The following is an 18,644-nucleotide window of genomic DNA, read 5'->3' on the forward strand; positions in this document are numbered from 1 at the left end:
CTTACGAGGCCGAACCGGCGAGAACTCCGCATTCCCAACGCATCCCAGCTTGAGCGGCGATGACAAACGATTTCACCCTCGACCCGCGCCTCGTCGCCGACACCGTGCCGGTGGGCGACCTCGCCTTGTGCAGTGTCCTGCTGATGGACGACGCCCGGTTTCCCTGGCTGATCCTGGTGCCGCGCCGGGCGGGTGCCAGCGAACTCACCGACCTGTCAGCGGAGGATGCGCGCGACCTCATGGACGAGATCCGGATCGCCACCGGCGTGATGCTGGCCCTCGCCAAGCCCGACAAGGTCAACGTCGCGGCCTTGGGCAACGTCGTACCGCAGCTCCATGTCCATGTGATCGGGCGTTTCCTGTCCGATCCGGCCTGGCCCTCGCCGGTCTGGGGCGTAGGCACGCGCCAGTCCTATCCGCACCACGCCCGCGCCCAGATGATCGAGCGCATCGGCGCCCTGTTCGCGGCCGCCTGATGAGTGCGCGCCTCGACCAACTCGGCTATGCGGAAAGCCGGCTCGTCCGCCATTCGGCCGAGAGCAGCGACCTCGTGCCGAAGCCGGACGCGCCGGATGCGCGGATCGTGCTGGTGGCGGGGGACCGCATCGTCCTTGCCGGCGATACGGCGCTCCTCCCCTCCGGGCAGGCGGCGAGTGCCTGTCACGCCGATCTCACGCTCTTCCTCGGCCGCCTCGACGGGGCTCCGGTCTTCGCCTGCGCGGTCTCGCCGGAGTCCGCCGACGGGTACGAGTCCGATCCCGGCTTCCGCACCACCGACCTGCGCAGCCTCGCCGCCGAGAATGCGGTAGCGCCGCATGAACTCGGCCTCCTCGCCACGGCGAAATCCATCCTGGCCTGGCATGCCCGCCACGGCTTCTGCGCCAATTGCGGAACGGCCACCCGTTTCGCCGCCGGCGGTTTCCGCCGCGAATGCTCGACCTGCGAGACCCATCACTTCCCCCGCGTCGATCCCGTGGTGATCATGCTGATCCGCCGTGGAGAAACCTGTCTGCTCGGCCGCTCGCCGCGCTTCAAGGAGGGGATGTATTCCTGCCTCGCCGGCTTCCTGGAGCCCGGCGAGACCATCGAGGACGCGGTCCGCCGCGAGACCCTCGAAGAGGCGGGGCTGAGGATCGGCGCGGTGACCTACCACGCCTCGCAGCCTTGGCCGTTCCCGTCGTCGCTGATGATCGGCTGCGCGGCGGAGGCCCTGGACGAAGCGATCACCATCGATCCGGCAGAGCTCGCGGACGCCCGCTGGTTCACCCGCAACGAGGTGGCGGCGATGATCGCCGGCACCCATGGCGAGGGACTGACCGTGCCGCCGCCTATGGCGATCGCTCATCTGCTCATGCGTGCCTTCGTCGAGGAGCGGCTTTAATGGGCTGTGGAAACCGGTCGACAGACTCACGGCAGTGGCATTTTTGTACCTCCCCGAGGAGGAGTTAGCCACGTCGCGTCATGGTTAAAAATTTCGGACGATCGGTCCGAAATTGTGTCTTCCCGGCACTATCCCAGGATCGCTCCGTTGATTCACGTCGCTGCCGTCAATGGAGGCGGCGAGGGGAAGATGGCGAAAGTTTTGTTGGGTGTCGGCGCGATAATCGGGCTGATGACCGGGACCGCGGCTGCGGCGGACCTACCCCGCCGCGCTGCGCCGCCACCCGTCTTCGTGCCGCTTCCGAGCTTCAGCTGGACCGGCTTCTACGCCGGTGTGCAGGCCGGATACGGCTTCACCGACCGGCAGACCGTCCGCACGGCGGCGACCTCGGTGAATGGCAGCAACGCCGATCTCTTCATCGAGCGCGCCGGCATCGCCTCCCTGTCCTCCCGGCAGGAAGGCTTCGTGGCCGGCGGTCAGGCCGGGTACAATTACCAGTTCACCCCCGGCGCGGGCCTCGTCCTCGGCATCGAGACCGACATTGCCTATACCGACCTGGACGAGACCAAGCGCAGGTCGCGCGGCATCTTCGGGTCGGGCAGCGATTCGGCCGTGGTGACCACCACGCGTCAGAGCCTCGATTTCCTCGGCACCGTGCGCGGCCGGCTCGGTTACGCGTTCGATCGCGTCCTGGTCTACGGCACCGGCGGTCTCGCCTACGGCAACGTGAACTACCAGAACGCGTCGAGCTTGCAGTTAGGGGGAACTTCGACCCTCGACCTCTTCGCCGGCGGGATCGACCGTCTCGAGACCGGCTTCGCCTATGGCGGGGGCATCGAATACGCCCTGCCGACCGAGAGTTTCCTCAACGTCTTCCGCTCCTCCGCGGTGACGCTGAAGGTGGAATACCTGCATTACGATCTCGGCAAGCGCAGCGTCCCGCTGACGGGCTCCAGCGGACTCGCCCAGTCCCTCGTGGAGGCGACCTCGCGCTTTCGGTCGGAGGGAAGCGTCGTCCGGGTCGGGCTGAACTACAAGTTCGGCTCCTGAGCCATCGGGACATCCGGCTCGCGATGCCCTCCGGGGCATCGCGGCGGCTTATCCCTCCGACATTGTCGGCAGAGCGACCGTCCAAGGCTCGTCGAGCCGAACCTCTTCCAGGTTGGTGCCCGTCCCGCCGCGATCGATCACCAGGAACTCCTGGGGCGCACCGAAGGGGGTCAGCACGCCGTGCCACGTGCCGATAGCGTAGCAAACCCCCTGGCCCGGCGCCGTGACGAAGGCCTGTGGTGGTCCGGGCCGCCCGTCCTCGTCGGGGCACACGACGACGAGGAACGGCGCGTCGTTCAGCGGCACGAAGGCCTGCGCGCCGAGGGGATGGCGCTCGATGAGACCGACCCTCAGCGGCAGGGGATAGGGCTCGGCTTCGACGAGGCCGATCACCACCCGCGCGCCCTCGCCGATGGCGCGGATTTCCGCCAGATCGTGGAAGCGGCGCGCCATGCCGGCATTCATCGGGCGCGGATCGACGGCCGCCCTGTCGATGACCGTCCCGAACGGGGCGAAGGCCTCGGGCGTGAGCGGGCGGGCGACGATGTGGCGGGCGCTCATCACCCGATCCTGCGCGGTGTCAGAGCCGGGTGGCGGTTGACGTCCTTGTAGAGCAGGTAGCGGAAGGGACCGGGGCCGCCAGCGTAACAGGCCTGGGGGCAGAAGGCGCGCAGCCACATGAAATCGCCGGCCTCCACCTCGACCCAGTCGCGGTTGAGCCGGTAGACCGCCTTGCCTTCGAGCACGAAGAGCCCGTGCTCCATCACATGGGTTTCCTCGAAGGGAATCGAAGCACCGGGCTGAAGCGTCACGATGTTCACGTGCATGTCGTGGCGCACGTCGTCGGGGGAGACGAAGCGGGTCGTGGCCCAGACACCGTTCGTGCCGGTCATGCCCCGCGGCTCGATCTCGGAATCGTGGCGGATGAAGGCGGGGGGCACATCGATGCCCGGCACGGGCTCGTAGGCCTTGCGGATCCAGTGGAAGCGGGCCGGCTCGCCGCCGTCATTGCGCAACGTCCAGGGGGCGCCCGGAGGAAGATAGGCATAGCTGCCGGAGCGGAGGGCATGCGTGGCCCCCTCCAGGACGAGGCTGGCATGACCGCCGACCACGAACAGCACGCCCTCGGCGCGGGCGTCGAGTTCCGGGCGCTCGCTGCCGCCGCCGGGCGCGACTTCCATCAGGTACTGGGCGAAAGTTTCGGAAAAGCCGGAGAGCGGGCGGGACAGGATCCAGGCGCGGGTGTCGTCCCAGAACGGCAGCACGCTGGTGACGATGTCGCTCATCACGCCTTTCGGGATGACCGCATAGGCTTCGGTGAATACGGCCCGGCCGGTCATCAGCGCGGTCTGGGGCGGCAGTCCACCGCAGGGCGGGTTATAGGAAGAGGCGGTCACGGGCTCGTCTCCAACAATTCATGCGACTCGTTCGAGCCGTTAACGTCGCGGGCCCAGCGCGGATCGTGCCAGGGCGGACCCGGATTGGCCTGTTCCGACCTGGGCGCGCCGGATGTCGTCCCGGAGCTTACGCCTTGGCAAGGGGGCTATCGAGCACCGCCGCCGTGTCGGTGGCGACCTCTCCGTTCAGGACGCGATGGGCCTGAGCCCGATCGATATCGCCCTCCCAGGCGGCGATGACCACCGTCGCCACGCAATTGCCGATGAGGTTGCCGAGCGCCCGGGCGATGCCGACGAACCAGTCGATGGACAGAACCAGCACCAACCCAATCACCGGGATTTCCGGCACCGCCGACAGGGTCGCCGCCAGGACGACGATGGCCGATCCGGGGACGCCGTGTGCGCCCTTGGAGGTCAGGAGGGCGATGCCGAGGATCAGCATCAGGTGTCCGAAGGACAGGGGCGTGTTGGTGGCCTGCGCGATGAAGACGGTGGCGAGGGTGAGGTAGAGGGAAAAGGCGTCGAGGTTGAACGAGTAGCCCGTGGGGATCACCAAGCCGACGGTGGAATCGCGGATGCCGAGCCGTTCGAGCTTGCGCATGATCTGCGGCAGCACGCTGTCGGAGGAGGCCGTGCCCGCCACCACCATGAGTTCCTCGCGCAGATAGGCCAGGAGCTTCAGGATGCTGAAGCCGGCCGCGCGCAGGATCGCGCCGAGCACGACGAAGACGAAGAAGGCGACGCCCACATAGAACAGGGCCACCAGCATCCCGAGCTGCCGCAGGGAGCCGATGCCGTACTTGCCGACGGTGAAGGCGACGGCGCCGAGGACACCGAGGGGGGCCAGCCGCACGATGAAGCCGATGATCTTGAACAGGACGGCGGTGATCCGCTCGATGCTCTGCGCCAGGGGCTGCCCGTGCTCGCCGAGCAGCGCCAGTCCTGAACCGAACAGGATCGCGATGATGAGGACCTGGAGGATGTCGCCCTTGGCGAAGGCATCGACGATCGTGGTCGGGATGATCTTCATCAGGAAGTCGACGGTGCCTGTCACCTGCCCGACCCGGTCGGTGTAGCTGGCGATGGCCTTGGCATCGAGAGTGGAGGGATCGATGTTCATGCCGGCCCCCGGCGCGAACACGTAGGCGAGGACGATGCCGAGCACGAGGGCCAGGGTCGTGACCGCCTCGAAATAGATCAGCGCCTTGAGACCGACCCGGCCGACCTTGCGCAGGTCCCCCGCCCCGACGATGCCGTGCACGACGACACCGAAGACCAGGGGCGCGATCGCCATCTTGATCAGCTTGATGAACCCGTCGCCGAGGGGCTTCAGGGCGACGGCGAAATCCGGCCATACGATGCCGAGGACGATCCCGAGGACGAGGGCCGAGACCACCTGACCGAACAGGGACGCAAAGAAGCGCCGCATGCGAACCTCCAACCGTTGCTTCAGGCCGTTCGTCGCTCCGCGTGCCCGGCCCCGGTGCATCGGAAGATTCACTGACAGGAGGTGGGACGTCCTGCGGAGTCATGCAGGAATTACATGTCCTCGCCCATCGCCGAGCGCAGCATTGTTCGACCCGAGGCAGCCGTCAAATATATCTTTCATCGCCATTAAGAGGCTCAGCGTATGAATGGCGGTCATGGAACTTCGCCACCTCCGCTACTTCGTGGCCGTCGCAGAAAAGCTCAGCTTTACAGCGGCGGCGGATGCTCTCGGCGTGGCGCAGCCGCCGCTGAGCCAGCAGATCCGCGATCTCGAAACCGAGATCGGAACCCGACTGCTCGAGCGGACGACGCGCCGCGTGTCGCTCACGCAGGCGGGCCAGGATTTCCTGGTCCGGGCCAAGGCCATTCTCCACAGCGCGCAGGACGCCACCGAGCGGGCGCATGCCATCGGCTGCGGCAGCGTCGGCGTGCTCAATGTCGGCCTGACGGGCTCCATGCTCGCCGGACCGCTCGGCGGACTGATCTATAAGTTTCAGGAGACCTTCGTCGGAGTCGATATCCAGATCCATGAGATGTCGCCTGACAAGCAGATCGCTGCGCTGAAATCGGGGCAGACGGACATCAACTTCCTGCGAACTCCGCCGCAGGACCCGGACCTGACGAGCGAATTGGCCTGGAGCGAGGGAATCAACGTCGTCCTGCCTAAAGGCCACAGCATCACCACCGAATCGGTGACGTTGAGCTGTCTGAAGGACGAGAAGTTCGTCTTCCTGCGTCTGCGGGATTCGCTCTTTGCCAGGCACATCCTGCAATGCTGCATCGGCGCCGGTTTCTACCCGACGATCTCGCAGCAGGCGGTGGAAGCCGCCTCGCTCACCAGCCTCGTGGCGGCGGGTTTCGGTGTCGCCCTGATCCCGGAATTCGTGGCGAAGCTCGCCCATGCGAACGTCACCTATCGGCCCGTCGTCTCGCCGATCCTGTCGGCGGATGTCCACGCCCTCTATCATCTGCGGTCGGGGCCGATGGCGCAAAATTTCCTGGCTCTGATGCGAAGCGACGCGGAGCGCTTGGCTACCGAGTTGCGGCGAGACCGGCCTTCGGTCGGGAGCGGCGTAGAGCGGTCTTAGACTTTGGCTAACCAATCGGGCCCACCCTGGCTGCCATGTCGAAACAAACCGTCAAAACCGCACGATGCGCCCTCTGGCTGGCTTCGCTGGCCCTCTGTTGCGTCTGCGCCTTCCAACTCATGAAGATCCCTAAGACCGCGCCTCAGCCGGGCAATCACGCCACGCTCAGGGGCGAGCCCGAGACGACGGGATCGATTGAGACGCGGCCTGTGAAGATTTGCCGCCCCACTGTCTGTTAATGACTTCTCACCGATCGGAGGGCGTGAGCACCATTCGTTAACCACGGCATCGCAGTGTCGGGGCAACCCAACTTGCAGGTACCCGAGTGTTCCAGGCCCGTTCGATCGGCATCGAAGATTTCAACGACGATTGCCCTGTCTCAGGCGATCAGCTTGGGAAGATATACCGCGCTCACGCGGACGCCATCCCCGATTTGGTGGCGGGCATTCCCGAGAGGACCCGGGCGCGCCTCGCCGCCTTCCTCTATGGCCGGAGCCATACCCGTGAACTCGCGACGCAGGTCGCCGCATCCTGCCAAGCAACCACCCTGCGACAGGTCGCCGGCGACCTCGGCGACGCGATCCACCGGCAATCCCGACAGGGCTACACGCCTCCCACCTACGGCGATGGACACCGTGTGTCGAAGAAGGGCGTCAGCCTTGCGGGGTCGGGTGCAGCATTGGGAATGACGGCCAGTCCCCGTTTCTGACCCGGCTGGAGCCGGCGCGGCTAATCCATACCACGCGCGGCGCGCCATGCCGCCAAGGCGCTCTCACGGGCGTCGTAGAGATGCCGGAGGCGACTTCCCTCCTCGCCCCGGCCCGCGCGCTGAGCCGCCATCTCGTCGATCCTGTCGGAGCCGAACACGCTTGCCAATTCGGCGATCCACTCAGCATCCGCGGCGATGAGATCGGCCTCTGTGGAGGCGAGGGCCGGGGTAGAGAAACCTGGGAAGACGTCGAGATTCATCCGCCCCCATACGGAGCGGCACATAATGAAGTTTCATACCTCATCCCAGGGGCCACCCTGGCGCTTCCGCAGCGTTCCTGCGCTGGAACCCCTGGCGAATGCTGATGGAGCAACCCGCCCCGGACACGATCCACGCCGCCCTCCGCATCGACATGCCAGAGTCGCCCGGATCGTGTCCGCAGCCTGACGGGTGATTTTTCCTAGGAAGTGGCCTATCTGCATGCCCGTTTGCGCTAGAACGCATCCTGGGAGGCAGGCATCGCCGACGCAACGATCACGCGCGCCCCGTCGCGGCTACGCTCTCTCGCCGGCCTCGTGGCCGCCACCGTCCTGCTGCCCCTGGCCATCATGCTCCTCGGCCTCTGGGAACAGGAGCGCGCCGCCGCCGATTGGGCCGAACTCGATGCCGAACGCCTGCAGCTGATGCGGGTCGTCGAAGACCTTGAGGCGCGCCAGCCTCGGGACGGCCGTATCGATTTCCGCATGCAGTTCCGCCGCAACGGCCAAGTCTATGGCGGCCCCCTTGCCCTCGTTCAGGCCCGCGCGGCGCGCGACGAGGCCACCACCCTGACCATGCTGATGGATTGGCGCAGGAGCCTGCCGCCGTTCGTCGTCGCGGCCGGTGCCATCGCGGCCGCTCTGTCGATCCTCGTCCTCCTGGCCGGCGCCGTCCTGGGATGGATGGGCCGGGGCTCGCGGGACGTGCTGGTCGTCGGCTTCTCCCTGGTGCGACGACTCTTGCCTCCCATCCTCGCGGTCCAGGTCCTCCTCACCGCCGGAGGGTTCGTCGCCGCCGTGATCGTCGAGGCCGGCATGCTCGCCCGACCCGGCCTCGGCAGCGGAGAGATCAAGTTGATGTTGGTCGCCGCTGTGGCCGTCGTCGCCGTCCTCGTCACGGCCGGTGCGACCGTCCTCAGCCTGCGCCGGGCCCTCGCCGCGTTCGAGCCCGACCCGCTGCCGATCCTCGGCCGGACCGTCTCGCCAGCGGAAGCGCCAGGCCTGTGGCGTCTCACCGAGGGGCTCGCCGAACGGCTCGGAGCGCTCAAGCCCGAGGCCGTGGTGGTGGGCCTCACCGGGGGCTTCTTCGTCAGCGCCGGGCCGGCCGTGGTGGAGCCGGGCGGTGAGCGGCTGACCGGCCGCATCCTCTATCTCCCGCTGCCCTACCTCGCCCTGATGCGCGGCGACGAGGTGGCGGCGATCATCGGCCACGAACTCGCCCATTACGCCGGCGGCGACACCGCCTACAGCCAGCGCTTCCTGCCGATCTATGCCGGGGTCGGGCGCTCCCTCGACGCGGTGGCTGAGGGGCATGCCGGATCCTTCGGGCTGCTGACCCCGTCCTTACGCCTCGGCGCCTTCGTGATGGAGCGGTTCCACCTCGCCGTGCGGCACTGGAGCCGGGCGCGGGAATTCGCCGCCGACGCCGCGGGGGCCGGGCCGACCTCGGCCGATGCCGCCGCGCGCGCGCTGCTCCGCACCGGCGCGGTTCAGCCGCGCATCGCCGAAATTCTCGATGTCACCGCCGAGAAGCCCGGATCGGCCCCCGCCGATCTCGTCGCCGCCATCCTCGACCACGTGATCGCGCGCGGGCTCGACGACCCGGCCGCGCATCTGGAGGCCGAGCAGCCCCACCCCACCGACACCCATCCGCCGACCCGCGAGCGCATCGCCGCCCTCGGCAGGACGCTGGATGCCGAACTCCTGGCCGCCTCTGCCATCGTGCCGCCGCCGCACGCGCTGGGCCAGCTCGCCGCCTATTTCGCCGACCCCACCGGCTTGTGCCGGGCGGCCACAGCGGATTTCCGCGGGGCGGTGGAAGAGCATGACGCGGCCGTGCGGGCGCATCTGGAGGCGACGGCGGCGGCGATCGACACCGACGAGCGGATCCTGCGCGAGAACAGCCGGCCCGGCGCCATCGTCCTCGCGGTCACCGGCCTGCTCTTCGCCACTTTCGCTCTCGCTCTGGTGACCCTCGGCTTCCCGGGATTGTCGGCCTGGGAGGCGCGCCTCGTAGCGGCAGTCTCCCTTGCCTGCGGGGCTATGCTTGGGGGCTTTGGCCTGTTCAGGCTGTGGCGGGGCGAGCGGACCACGATGATCCTGCGGCCCGAAGCGCTGGTGATCCCCGGCCTGGACCGGGCCATTCCGTGGGACGACATGGCCGACCTCGACATGACGCTACAGCAGACGGGAATCGTCAGGCGCCTGCTCCTGCCGCCGGAGGCGCTCTTTCCGCAGAGGGTGCCGGGGGGCCGGAAGATCCGCCTCGACCCCAAGCGCCGCATCGTCACGATCAGGGCCGGTCTTCCGCGAAAGATGACGCTGCAGGACTTCGCCGACCTGATCGGCCGCTACCGGCACGCGGCCGAGGCGCGCCGCATCCTCGCGGAGGCCGGCTCGCCCCCGGCCCCTCCCATACACGACGCCAGACGAGGCTCGCTTTGATGACCACCCCTGCGAAAAGCCCGGCCTCCTTGCGCCTTCCCCCTCCGAGTCAGGGCTGGGGTAATATCCTCTGGACGCTGTTCGGCCTCGTGGCGTTGGCGGGTCTGCTAGCCGCCTGCCTCGTCTACACGGCGCCGCCGCTGCTCTCGGATTGGCAGGTCCGCGAGACGGCCCATCCCGTCGCCGACGCGCGGGTGACGGACGGCAAGTGCAGCGCCAAGATCGTGCTCCATATCTGCGACGCGACGCTGAACCTGCGCACCTCCACCGGAGCCGTCGCGCGCCGGGTGAACTACGTGTTCAGTGGCTTTCATGTGGGCGATTACAGCATCCGGGTGATGGCCGATCCGGCCCGGCCCGACCTCGTCACCACCGATCTCGGCCTCGACCGGTTGTGGAATCGCACCCTGACTTTCCTGGCGATCACCGGTGCCATCGCGGCGATCATCGTGCTGGCGATCGCCGGCATGGTCCGCAACCGGCGGGCGGCCTCGGGGGGCCTTTGACGGCGGGACCGGTCGTGCGAGCCGGGATTTCGCTCGGACGCGACCCCGTTTCCCACCGCCACGCGGCGGGCCTTCGGCGTGTTTCGTCGTCGCGACGGATGGCGCCGCGCGCGAGGGGGCGGCAGCCACCCGAGCGCGGGAAAACGCGTGATCCGGCAAGCTCTTGAGCCACCCTGAGCGTGGCGCGACCATGGCGGATCGGCGCGGCGTTGCGCCGATGACGGCAAACCGCGCCGCGTTCCGGTCACACAGGTGGGCGACGGACCTCACGCCCCCATCGCCCCCGCTTTCCGAACCGAGGTTCCGCATGGACCAAAGCCTGCGCCAACGTTTCGACGGAGTCTGGACACGGGCGGTGGGAGGGGCCGGCGCGGAGGCCGCATGGCGGGCGCTCGATGCCGGCTACGGCGAGGCGGCGCGGCATTACCACGGCTGGCCCCATGTCAGGGCTCTGCTCGCGGGGCACGATGCCGTGCGGGGGCTGCCCGACGTTTCGGGGCTCGACGGCGACGCCATCGATCTCGCCATCTATTTCCACGACGCCGTCTACGATCCGGCCCGCTCCGACAACGAGGCGCGGAGCGCCGACCTGCTCGTCACCTGCTCGGGGTCCGGCCTCGGCCGGGATGGCATTCGCTCGGCCGTCGCGATGATCCGGGCGACCGCCGCGCATGGACCCAGCGAGGACCCGGAAACGCGGTTGATGCTCGATCTCGACCTCGCGGTGCTCGGCGCTCCGCGGGCGATCTACGAGGCCTATGCGGCGGCGATCCGGCGGGAATATGCGATGGTCCCCGACGCGGCCTGGAGGATCGGGCGCGCGGGCGTGCTCGATCGGTTTCTCGACCGGCCCCGTCTCTACCAGACCGGGCATTTCCACGATCGCCTGGAGAGTGCCGCCCGAGCCAACCTCGCCGACGAGGCGGCGGCGCTTCGGGCCGGAGGGTAACGCGCTCAGGCGCGGCCGAGAAGCCGGTGGACCTGCCACGTGATCATCATGCTCGACGCCATCAGGATCACGTAGAGGAGGTGGAGAAGAAGCGGCGTGTCGTGCATCGGCCCGAACCCGTGCTGGTACGGTGAGGGGGAAACACCCTCTCCACGCAACAACCGGGCCATGCTCTCCGACCTATAGATCACGCCGCGTGCGGCGTGGGCACTGCGAAGGCCTTGTTCGAGACCAGGCGCGTGAGGACCGCGACGAGGTCGGTCTGGGTTATGATCCCGAGGATGCTGCGGTCCTCGGCCGTGACCACCACCGCATGCGTGCGCCCGTTGCTCAGCGGCTCGACCAGCGAGAGCACCGGCTCGTCCGCCATGGCGGTCCTGGCCTCGGACATGACCTGCGCGATGGCCCCGTCGCCCCGCAAGGCCAGCTCGCGCAGGCCCAGCGTGCCTGCGAGCCGGCCCGCGCCGTCGACCACGGGCAGGGTCCGGATGTTGTGCTTGAGCAGCAGCTCGCGCGCCTTCGCGACGGAATCGTTCACGCCGATCGTGACCACGTCCCGCGACATGACCGTGCCGCAGTCCAGCTCCCCATGGGCGCGGGACATGGCCTGGCTCTCGACCTCGCGGAGCAGCCGGTCCAGGTCGGTCCGGTCGATGTCGAGGGTTTCGTTCAAGGACTCGAGCGCCGCGTCGACGTCGCGGGCATTGAAGCCGACGCGAAGCGGAGCGGGCAGATCGGCCGTTCCATGGACGTTGACGGGCGCCGCCTGCGGGACATGCGGATATTGCCGCCCCGACAGCCGATGGAAGGCGATGCCGAGGCCGACCAGGATGAGGGAGTTCAGGCAGACGGGGACGAAGGGAAACAGGAAGCCGGAGGACGCGATGGCCGGCCCGCCGATGAGCGCCGTCAGGGCGGCGGCACCGCCCGGCGGATGCAGGCAGCGCGTGAACGACATCGCCGCGATGGCGAGCGAGACGCCGACACCGATGGCCAGGACGGGGTTGGGGATGAAATAGGCCGCCGTGACGCCGATCAGGGCCGAGATCGTGTTGCCGCCGATGATCGGCCAGGGCTGGGCGAGCGGGCTCGCCGGCACGGCGAAGAGGAGCACCGCGGTCGCTCCCATCGGGGCGACGATCAGGGGAATGTGCGGCCCCTCTCCGACGATCCAGCCGCTGACGAGGCCGGTGAGCGCGATGCCCAGGAGAGCACCGAGGCAGGCGATGAGACGCTCGCGCAGCGTCGCCCCCGCCAGGATCGGCCGAAACAGGCGAGATCCGAGCAGGTCGCCGAGACGACGTCCAGGACCGGCAATGTTGGACATCCTCTCGTTCTCCCCCCGTGCGACCACCCGCCCCGCCGATCAGCGCCGCCCTGGCAGGCTCACGGCTCTGGTATACCAGATGGAGTTTTACAGGCCGCATCGAGATTTGCAATCTCGATAGGCATTCTGCCTGCTGGTGAGGCAGATTGGGAGTCGAATGCGGAGCCCGGCCCGCTTTGGCCCTAGAGGGGCTTACGATTTCGGCCTCGCTCCTTACTGCGGGGTGATGGGTCAGTTTGAAATCTGACGAAGTTGACCCGGCCTTGGAGTGGATGAGCGACCGTATGGAATAAGCGAGTTGGTTGAAAAAATAATCGCAGGCATGATTGTTATTGGCATCGCATCGATAGTATTGTGGATTCTGAATATTAGATGTTTAAGCTTTTTGACGGGTCTTGCGGGGATTGGGCTGGCGCTTGTATTATAAGGATGATCGCAGCAATTGTGTCTCCTACCAAATGCGCTTTTCGTTACAAGTTTCAAACTCTAATTCCCAGAGCTCAACATCGCTTGGGATGAGGTGCCCATGCGTTTTAACATAATAATTAGCAAGGCTTATACCTTGTCGTTCATGCTTTAGCACAAACAAAACCTTTTTAAACTCAGGTGGTGCTACATGAAAATAATACATAGCCTCATTCCACACAGTCATTTTAGCGCTAGGCGTGTTCCCGCCCGATGTCCAAGTGTGGGATTTGCATTCGATAATCACCGGTGGATTTCTTGAGCCAAGATCAAAGCGGTGAAGCTTTTTATGATTGCTGACCCCGACTAAGACAGAGAGGTCGCGCTCAAGCTCAATGCCGATGCGGGCGTAGTGGCCCTTGACCGCGTCTTCAAACGCTCGCCCAACCGCTGCATTGCTAGTCGCTCCAATGCGCTGAAAGCGAGTATCCTTCATGACTGTTTCTGCAGCGTGCTAGCCGGGGCTTTCGCGAGCTTCCTCACGCGCTCGGCAAATCGCTCGGGATCATCATCGGTCCCGAGTTCCTGGGCGGCTTTGATGAAGCGCTCGGACTGCGTGAGCCCATCATCAGTTGTTGGCTTCTCTGCATCGGGCTTAGCTATTAGCTTGGTTCCGCTCGGTCTAGAATTTGACACTATCTAACCTCCTACTTGCGGCGCCGCCCTGACTTTGGTCGTATCGGGGTACTATCAGTCACGTACTTTTGTTCTGGATGATGAACCATTTCTGGGTAAAAATACCTTAAGCGACCATCAGATATCATCGGGCTTATGTACTTCTGAGAAAGATGCACTTGGGTTCTATCCAGTATCTCAGCTAGCTCAGCGGAAGATAACGCTCTCCAAGTGCACAAGTGCGCAATTAGTTCTTGGGCCTGCTCAGGGGAAACTCGCTTTCGCAAGTGCATTGCGACTACTGCTTTGCGGAGTACATAAGGCATGTCCTGAAGCCTCACCCCCTTATCATGGGAGCTAGCATCCATGTTAGCATCGCTATCATGGGAGCTTGATTGTGAAGTCGTTGATTTTACTCTAGAATTTTGAGCGATCTCTCTCGCTAACATCTCGGAGCCAGCAATATAGTGAGTTTTCGCGCCGCTACCTCTATCGCTCAAAAGATTCATCTCACGGAGCGCCCGCAGGCTTTTGCTAGCCGACAGCGTGTCAGCATGGGTTAAACTCCGATATGTCGAATTATTGATTGCGCCGACCTCACGGACAAAGATGAGAGCTTTCATCTGCTCTTCAGACAGTTTTAGTTCAGAAAAGCTGGAGAGCCAATTCCAATCAGTTTCGTTCAAAAAATGGTGGAATAAGAAAGTTGCCGAAAACTCGTCAGAATGGCGGTCGCTTTCAAACGTTGGCGCCGAAAGCCCTCGTTCAACCATCTGAGCGCGCATAACCCTTATGCCGCTTCCCTTCGTTTCGGCAAATCTGGTCTCATGCATAATTGCTGCAATAGTTGGATTTCTGATAGCGGAGCCCGGAGTTCCTAGCCTGTCTTGAGACTTCAGAGAGTGACCGGCATTTTTAATCTCTATTCTATTCGCATACCGTATGATTTGTATAGGCTGAAAGGTCTGGTAGCTCCGGTGCATCAATGCATTGACGACAGACTCACGAATAACCCGGTAAGGCAAAACCGGAATTTCAGATCTTTGGCCCGATCTCCCTCCGTCCACATCTAGAGTTCGCGGAAGATCATCAGATACAGCCGCTATGATCCGTGGAATGAGCGTCATCAATGGCCCTCTCATATCGAGGGACTCCATTGGCTCATCCGAGCTTTTGAACCAAGCCGTTCCCCGGACCCTTACATAATCCACTCGATGTGTTGGGAATAATCTTCTGAGCGAAGTAGACTTACCGAAAGTCAAAAGACCCGTATTGGTAACACGTATATTGTCATCAAATCGCTTAATTGCCCCCAACGAAAACAAAAGATCCTCATCAGACCAATTGAGCTCTTCGGCCAGTGGATTAACTTCTTTTCTTGCGGAGCGATAGGCTGCCAATGCTACTGAGTCTATGTCTTCAATCGAGGCGTCCTTTACGATCCTGATATCGAATGGATCTCCACCCTTTCCTTGATAAAATAAGTGAAGGTCTTCGTCCGTGCAGTGAACATCGGTCGGGCCAATCCGGCGAAATGCGCCTCTTGGAAGACCTGTGGCACGAAAATAGACTGGCTTTTGCGTAGCAGGCAGTTCGGGAACATCAATTCTGATAACAATGGCGTCGCCGATCTGTTCGGGTCTTATGTCGATCCTCAATGGTTGATTAAACATCGTTGAGCAAGCTGAAGCAAGGTCTGATGACAGCTTGTCAGGATCTTTAATGCCTGCCGGACTGTAAAAAGGAAAAAGTGCTTCTTCTTTCTCTACACCAAGAAGGATGGTTCCTCCCCCCAAATCTGGCTCATTCGCAAGCGCACAAATAGTCACATATACTGTTTTGCTTATATTATTACCAGACTGTTCCTTGGCCTCTAATTCCTCGGTCTCATCAGTAGCGTTAAGCTCTTTGATGAGTTGCGAAACCTTTTCTTTCCTTATCATCTTCCTAGCCGATCCGGAACGCGTTAGGCCAAGCGGTATGTAAGGCGTTTGCCGACGATACACTTTGGTGCTCTCTCGGCGCGCTCCGCGTCGCCACAACCGAGCCTAACTCGGTTGTTATACCGAAAGTCGAACTCGGCGAGGTAGCGGTGCAGGTGCTGCTTGCCGCAGTGCTGGTGGGCGCCCTTCATGCCGCGCTTGAACACGGAGAACGCGCCCTCGATCGTGTTGGTTTGGATCGTGCGGCCCACGAGGCCGACGTACTCGCCCTGACCGTGCCGGGTGAAGCCGTGGCCGCCAGTGAAGGTCGCGGATAGCTTGCCGTACTGGCCCGCCTCGTCGGTCATCACACGGGCTTCCTTGGCGATGTTTTCCTTGAGGATGGGAAGCAGGGTCTTGGCGCTGAGGTCATCGACGACCATGGAACGCTTTTGGCCCGTATCGCGGTCCACTAGGCTCAGCACCTTATCCTTATGAACGTAGCCTCGACTCTTCTTCTTGCCCTTGGGCTTCACGGTGCGGTCGTTGCCGATAAAGGTCTCAGCGACCTCGACAATGCCGCCACCGCTGCCGAAGGGAGCAATATCCCCATCACGCATGGCCTCGCGGATGCGATGGGAGAGGAACCACGCCGTCTTGTACTGAACCTCAAGGATTCGGTGGAGTTGGTGGGAGCTGATGCCCTTCTTGGAGGAGCAAATCAGATGCACGGCCTGCAGCATTTTGTGGAGCGGGAGCCGAGCGTGCTCAAACACCGTGCCGACCTTCACCGTGAACTGCTTCTTGCAGTCGCCGCACTTGTGAAGGCCGATGCGGATGCGCTTCTCGGGGTTCGCCTTGATCTTGCCGATCCGGCCCATGCCGCCGCAGTGAGCGCAAACCGGACCCTCCGGCCAAAGGGTCGCTTCAAGCCAAGAGAAGGCGGCTTCTTCGCAATAAAACTGGGGCTGGCTGAGAACGGACATCGCTGAACTCCTGCCAAGGTTGTACCTCAACCAGGCTGGGTTTGCAAACTACACAATCGTCTGAGATTTCGGCCTCTCTCCTCCCTACGGACGCCGAAAACCGTCACATCAATCACTGTCATGCCATCGCCGATGCGGGTAATCCGAGGAGGTTGGCGCCGCTGCGCCCTACGATGCCCCGCAGGCGGTAATGGCCACGACGCGCCATCGCGCCCCTATGACGCCACACCGCCGAGGCATCGACACCGCCACCGGCTCCACCATGAAAGAGGCGCATGGAAAGCGTTACCGTCGTCCTGGCCCTGCTGCTGTCCGTCCTCGTCAGCGGCGCCCTCGGCCGCCTGCTTCCGCTGCCGTTGCCGTTGATCCAGATCGCCATCGGCGTGGCCCTGGCCCTGGGGCCGCTGCCGAGCACGTCGCTCGACCCCGAAATCTTCTTCCTGGTCTTTCTGCCCCCGCTCCTGTTCCTGGACGGCTGGCGCATTCCCAAGCGCGACCTGTTCCGGGACGGCAAGACCGTGCTGGCCCTCGCGCTCGGCCTCGTGGTCCTGACCGTGCTCGGCATCGGAATGCTGATCCACGTCATGATCCCGGGCATTCCCCTCGCGGTGGCCTTCGCCCTGGCGGCCGTCCTGTCCCCGACCGATCCCATCGCGGTCTCGTCCGTGGCGGCGCAGGCCCCGGTCCCGCGGCGCCTCATGCACATCCTCGAAGGCGAGGCCCTTCTCAACGACGCCACCGGCCTCGTCTGCCTGCGCTTCGCCATCGCCGCCGCCCTCACGGGCACCTTCTCGCTGCCCCAGGCTGCGACAACCTTCGTCTGGCTCGCGCTGGGCGGCATCGGCATCGGCGCCGCGACGACCTTCCTCCTCATGGGCGCGCAGGACCTCCTGCGCCGGCGCACGGGGGAGGACCCCGGCCTGCAGATCCTGTTCAGCCTGCTCACGCCGTTCGGCGCCTATCTGGCCGCCGAGCATGTCCACGCCTCCGGTATCCTCGCCGCCGTCGCGGCCGGCATCGCCATGACCTATGTGGAGATCCAGGGGCGCAGCCTGGGGGCCACACGCGTCCGGCGCACCGCCGTCTGGGACACGGTCGCCCTCGCGGCCAACGGCTCGATCTTCGTCCTGCTCGGCGAGCAGCTGCCGGCGGTCCTGCGGGAGGCCGCCAAACAGTCCGACGTCGAGGGCGCGGGCTGGCTCGTCGCCTGGATCCTGGCCATCACCGCCGGCCTGATGGCCATCCGCTTCGTCTGGGTCTGGGTCTCGCTCCAGTTCGTGCTGATGAAGGCGCGCCGGAACGGCGACCGGCGAGAGGCGCCGACCCTGCGCCTCGTGGCCGCGACCACCCTCGCGGGCGTGAAGGGCGCGATCACCCTCGCGGGTATCCTGACCCTGCCGCTCACCCTGGCGGACGGCACGCCGTTCCCCGCGCGCGACCTCTCCATCCTGCTGGCGATGGGGGTGATCCTCACCTCCCTCCTCGTCGCGAGCACGATCCTGCCGCCCCTCCTGCGCGGGCTTCGCCTCCCGCCCGAGCCCAGCCACGATTCCGAGGAGGATGCGGCCCGGGCAGCGGCCCGCGACGACGCCGTGAAGGCGATCGAGGCCCTGCAGCATCGCCTCGTGGAGGAGCAGGAGGATGCCTCCATTGCGGTGGAAGCCGGCGCCCGCGCCATGGATCGCTACGAAGGCATGGAAGCGCCGACGGAGACGCCCCGCAAGGATGTCAGCCGTGTGAAGCAACTGGCGCTCACCGAGAAGCGCCTGCGCCTCGCGGGCATCGATGCCGAGCGCCAGGCGCTCTACCGCCTGCGCCGTTCGCAAGCCATCGACGACGTTCTTCTGCGCCGGCTCGTCCGGGAGATCGACCTGATCGAGGCGCGTCTCGTCGCCTAGAGCTGCGCCCGACCCCATTGGGTCGGGGCACATCTCCAGGCCTTTGTTTGCCGCCCTCTTTCTCGCCGAACCGGCATTCACTTCGGCGGAGAGCGCTCTCGTCGCGTCTCGGTCCGGGAGACGCGCGGGAATGCGAGATCCGGCGGCGCATCTTATAATCC

General features: G+C 64.9%; 19 protein-coding genes. 9 read left to right on the forward strand and 10 right to left on the reverse strand.

The features are described 5' to 3' along the window. Window positions 1-59 precede the first annotated feature (59 nt). From ACYQOP_RS08975 to ACYQOP_RS08985, 3 genes are all read left to right on the forward strand, one after another. The gene (locus ACYQOP_RS08975) at window positions 60-476 is read left to right on the forward strand and encodes an HIT domain-containing protein (protein WP_056422142.1); all 417 of its coding nucleotides are present in this window, start codon (window positions 60-62) and stop codon (window positions 474-476) included. Beyond that, the gene (gene nudC, locus ACYQOP_RS08980; RefSeq protein ID WP_419953031.1) at window positions 476-1,381 is read left to right on the forward strand and encodes an NAD(+) diphosphatase; all 906 of its coding nucleotides are present in this window, start codon (window positions 476-478) and stop codon (window positions 1,379-1,381) included. The genes ACYQOP_RS08975 and nudC overlap by 1 nt, the downstream gene beginning before the upstream one ends. 231 nt (window positions 1,382-1,612) lie before the next feature. Further along, on the forward strand, window positions 1,613-2,431 hold the full coding sequence (locus ACYQOP_RS08985; protein ID WP_461222141.1) for an outer membrane protein: 819 nt from the start codon (window positions 1,613-1,615) through the stop codon (window positions 2,429-2,431). 48 nt (window positions 2,432-2,479) lie between these two features. Here ACYQOP_RS08985 and ACYQOP_RS08990 read toward each other — a convergent pair whose 3' ends face one another. The 3 genes from ACYQOP_RS08990 to ACYQOP_RS09000 all read right to left on the reverse strand — a co-directional run bounded on the left by ACYQOP_RS08990 (window position 2,480) and on the right by ACYQOP_RS09000 (window position 5,257). After that, entirely contained in the window at window positions 2,480-2,992 is a 513-nt protein-coding gene (locus ACYQOP_RS08990) for an ureidoglycolate lyase (RefSeq protein WP_419953029.1), read from the reverse strand. Further along, entirely contained in the window at window positions 2,992-3,828 is an 837-nt protein-coding gene (locus tag ACYQOP_RS08995) for a bifunctional allantoicase/(S)-ureidoglycine aminohydrolase (RefSeq protein WP_056422132.1), read from the reverse strand. The genes ACYQOP_RS08990 and ACYQOP_RS08995 overlap by 1 nt, the downstream gene beginning before the upstream one ends. Window positions 3,829-3,955: 127 nt before the next feature. Beyond that, window positions 3,956-5,257 (reverse strand): dicarboxylate/amino acid:cation symporter, encoded by a 1,302-nt coding sequence (locus tag ACYQOP_RS09000; protein ID WP_461222142.1) that lies wholly within the window; start codon window positions 5,255-5,257, stop codon window positions 3,956-3,958. A gap of 214 nt (window positions 5,258-5,471) precedes the next feature. Here ACYQOP_RS09000 and ACYQOP_RS09005 point away from each other — a divergent pair, with 214 nt between their 5' ends. Beyond that, window positions 5,472-6,404 (forward strand): LysR family transcriptional regulator, encoded by a 933-nt coding sequence (locus ACYQOP_RS09005; protein ID WP_461222143.1) that lies wholly within the window; start codon window positions 5,472-5,474, stop codon window positions 6,402-6,404. 436 nt (window positions 6,405-6,840) lie between these two features. Next, window positions 6,841-7,113 carry a hypothetical protein gene (locus tag ACYQOP_RS09010; protein ID WP_156467623.1) on the forward strand — a complete coding sequence of 91 codons (273 nt, stop codon included), beginning with the start codon at window positions 6,841-6,843 and terminating at the stop codon, window positions 7,111-7,113. 20 nt (window positions 7,114-7,133) lie between these two features. On the opposite strand, the gene ACYQOP_RS09015 is transcribed toward ACYQOP_RS09010, so the two are convergent. Then, window positions 7,134-7,397 (reverse strand): hypothetical protein, encoded by a 264-nt coding sequence (locus ACYQOP_RS09015; protein ID WP_156467622.1) that lies wholly within the window; start codon window positions 7,395-7,397, stop codon window positions 7,134-7,136. A 324-nt stretch (window positions 7,398-7,721) separates the two neighbouring features. Here ACYQOP_RS09015 and ACYQOP_RS09020 point away from each other — a divergent pair, with 324 nt between their 5' ends. The 3 genes from ACYQOP_RS09020 to ACYQOP_RS09030 all read left to right on the forward strand — a co-directional run bounded on the left by ACYQOP_RS09020 (window position 7,722) and on the right by ACYQOP_RS09030 (window position 11,270). Further along, window positions 7,722-9,815, forward strand: coding sequence for a M48 family metalloprotease (locus tag ACYQOP_RS09020; protein WP_461225254.1), 2,094 nt, complete (start codon window positions 7,722-7,724; stop codon window positions 9,813-9,815). Next, window positions 9,815-10,321: a hypothetical protein gene (locus tag ACYQOP_RS09025; protein WP_461222144.1), complete on the forward strand. Its 507-nt coding sequence runs from the start codon at window positions 9,815-9,817 to the stop codon at window positions 10,319-10,321. The genes ACYQOP_RS09020 and ACYQOP_RS09025 overlap by 1 nt, the downstream gene beginning before the upstream one ends. 307 nt (window positions 10,322-10,628) lie before the next feature. Continuing rightward, window positions 10,629-11,270 (forward strand): HD domain-containing protein, encoded by a 642-nt coding sequence (locus ACYQOP_RS09030; protein ID WP_461222145.1) that lies wholly within the window; start codon window positions 10,629-10,631, stop codon window positions 11,268-11,270. Between the two features lie 5 nt (window positions 11,271-11,275). On the opposite strand, the gene ACYQOP_RS09035 is transcribed toward ACYQOP_RS09030, so the two are convergent. The 6 genes from ACYQOP_RS09035 to ACYQOP_RS09060 form a co-directional block, all read right to left on the reverse strand. Continuing rightward, window positions 11,276-11,440, reverse strand: a complete 165-nt coding sequence (locus ACYQOP_RS09035; protein ID WP_461222146.1) for a hypothetical protein — start codon at window positions 11,438-11,440, stop codon at window positions 11,276-11,278. A 17-nt stretch (window positions 11,441-11,457) separates the two neighbouring features. Continuing rightward, entirely contained in the window at window positions 11,458-12,597 is a 1,140-nt protein-coding gene (locus ACYQOP_RS09040) for an HPP family protein (protein WP_461222147.1), read from the reverse strand. 451 nt (window positions 12,598-13,048) lie between these two features. After that, window positions 13,049-13,498 (reverse strand): hypothetical protein, encoded by a 450-nt coding sequence (locus ACYQOP_RS09045; RefSeq protein WP_461222148.1) that lies wholly within the window; start codon window positions 13,496-13,498, stop codon window positions 13,049-13,051. Between the two features lie 211 nt (window positions 13,499-13,709). Beyond that, entirely contained in the window at window positions 13,710-15,620 is a 1,911-nt protein-coding gene (locus ACYQOP_RS09050) for an ATP-binding protein (protein ID WP_461222149.1), read from the reverse strand. 23 nt (window positions 15,621-15,643) lie between these two features. Continuing rightward, window positions 15,644-16,585 (reverse strand): IS1595 family transposase, encoded by a 942-nt coding sequence (locus ACYQOP_RS09055; protein WP_461222150.1) that lies wholly within the window; start codon window positions 16,583-16,585, stop codon window positions 15,644-15,646. A 118-nt stretch (window positions 16,586-16,703) separates the two neighbouring features. Continuing rightward, window positions 16,704-16,862: a hypothetical protein gene (locus ACYQOP_RS09060; RefSeq protein WP_461222152.1), complete on the reverse strand. Its 159-nt coding sequence runs from the start codon at window positions 16,860-16,862 to the stop codon at window positions 16,704-16,706. Here ACYQOP_RS09060 and ACYQOP_RS09065 point away from each other — a divergent pair. Continuing rightward, the gene (locus ACYQOP_RS09065) at window positions 16,861-18,483 is read left to right on the forward strand and encodes a Na+/H+ antiporter (protein ID WP_461222153.1); all 1,623 of its coding nucleotides are present in this window, start codon (window positions 16,861-16,863) and stop codon (window positions 18,481-18,483) included. The genes ACYQOP_RS09060 and ACYQOP_RS09065 overlap by 2 nt on opposite strands. Window positions 18,484-18,644 lie beyond the last annotated feature (161 nt).

This window comes from Methylobacterium sp. CM6247 (assembly GCF_054817925.1).

What these genes read in the sequence shown, in the direction of transcription:
- ACYQOP_RS08975 (WP_056422142.1), top strand. Translation starts at nt 60, where the DNA reads ATGACAAACGATTTCACCCTCGACCCGCGCCTCGTCGCCGACACCGTG.
- nudC (WP_419953031.1), top strand. Translation starts at nt 476, where the DNA reads ATGAGTGCGCGCCTCGACCAACTCGGCTATGCGGAAAGCCGGCTCGTC.
- ACYQOP_RS08985 (WP_461222141.1), top strand. Translation starts at nt 1,613, where the DNA reads ATGACCGGGACCGCGGCTGCGGCGGACCTACCCCGCCGCGCTGCGCCG.
- ACYQOP_RS08990 (WP_419953029.1), bottom strand. Translation starts at nt 2,992, where the DNA reads ATGAGCGCCCGCCACATCGTCGCCCGCCCGCTCACGCCCGAGGCCTTC.
- ACYQOP_RS09000 (WP_461222142.1), bottom strand. Translation starts at nt 5,257, where the DNA reads ATGCGGCGCTTCTTTGCGTCCCTGTTCGGTCAGGTGGTCTCGGCCCTC.
- ACYQOP_RS09005 (WP_461222143.1), top strand. Translation starts at nt 5,472, where the DNA reads ATGGAACTTCGCCACCTCCGCTACTTCGTGGCCGTCGCAGAAAAGCTC.
- ACYQOP_RS09015 (WP_156467622.1), bottom strand. Translation starts at nt 7,397, where the DNA reads ATGTGCCGCTCCGTATGGGGGCGGATGAATCTCGACGTCTTCCCAGGT.
- ACYQOP_RS09020 (WP_461225254.1), top strand. Translation starts at nt 7,722, where the DNA reads ATGCTCCTCGGCCTCTGGGAACAGGAGCGCGCCGCCGCCGATTGGGCC.
- ACYQOP_RS09025 (WP_461222144.1), top strand. Translation starts at nt 9,815, where the DNA reads ATGACCACCCCTGCGAAAAGCCCGGCCTCCTTGCGCCTTCCCCCTCCG.
- ACYQOP_RS09030 (WP_461222145.1), top strand. Translation starts at nt 10,629, where the DNA reads ATGGACCAAAGCCTGCGCCAACGTTTCGACGGAGTCTGGACACGGGCG.
- ACYQOP_RS09035 (WP_461222146.1), bottom strand. Translation starts at nt 11,440, where the DNA reads ATGGCCCGGTTGTTGCGTGGAGAGGGTGTTTCCCCCTCACCGTACCAG.
- ACYQOP_RS09040 (WP_461222147.1), bottom strand. Translation starts at nt 12,597, where the DNA reads ATGTCCAACATTGCCGGTCCTGGACGTCGTCTCGGCGACCTGCTCGGA.
- ACYQOP_RS09045 (WP_461222148.1), bottom strand. Translation starts at nt 13,498, where the DNA reads ATGAAGGATACTCGCTTTCAGCGCATTGGAGCGACTAGCAATGCAGCG.
- ACYQOP_RS09050 (WP_461222149.1), bottom strand. Translation starts at nt 15,620, where the DNA reads ATGATAAGGAAAGAAAAGGTTTCGCAACTCATCAAAGAGCTTAACGCT.
- ACYQOP_RS09055 (WP_461222150.1), bottom strand. Translation starts at nt 16,585, where the DNA reads ATGTCCGTTCTCAGCCAGCCCCAGTTTTATTGCGAAGAAGCCGCCTTC.
- ACYQOP_RS09065 (WP_461222153.1), top strand. Translation starts at nt 16,861, where the DNA reads ATGGAAAGCGTTACCGTCGTCCTGGCCCTGCTGCTGTCCGTCCTCGTC.
- ACYQOP_RS09060 (WP_461222152.1), bottom strand. Translation starts at nt 16,862, where the DNA reads ATGCGCCTCTTTCATGGTGGAGCCGGTGGCGGTGTCGATGCCTCGGCG.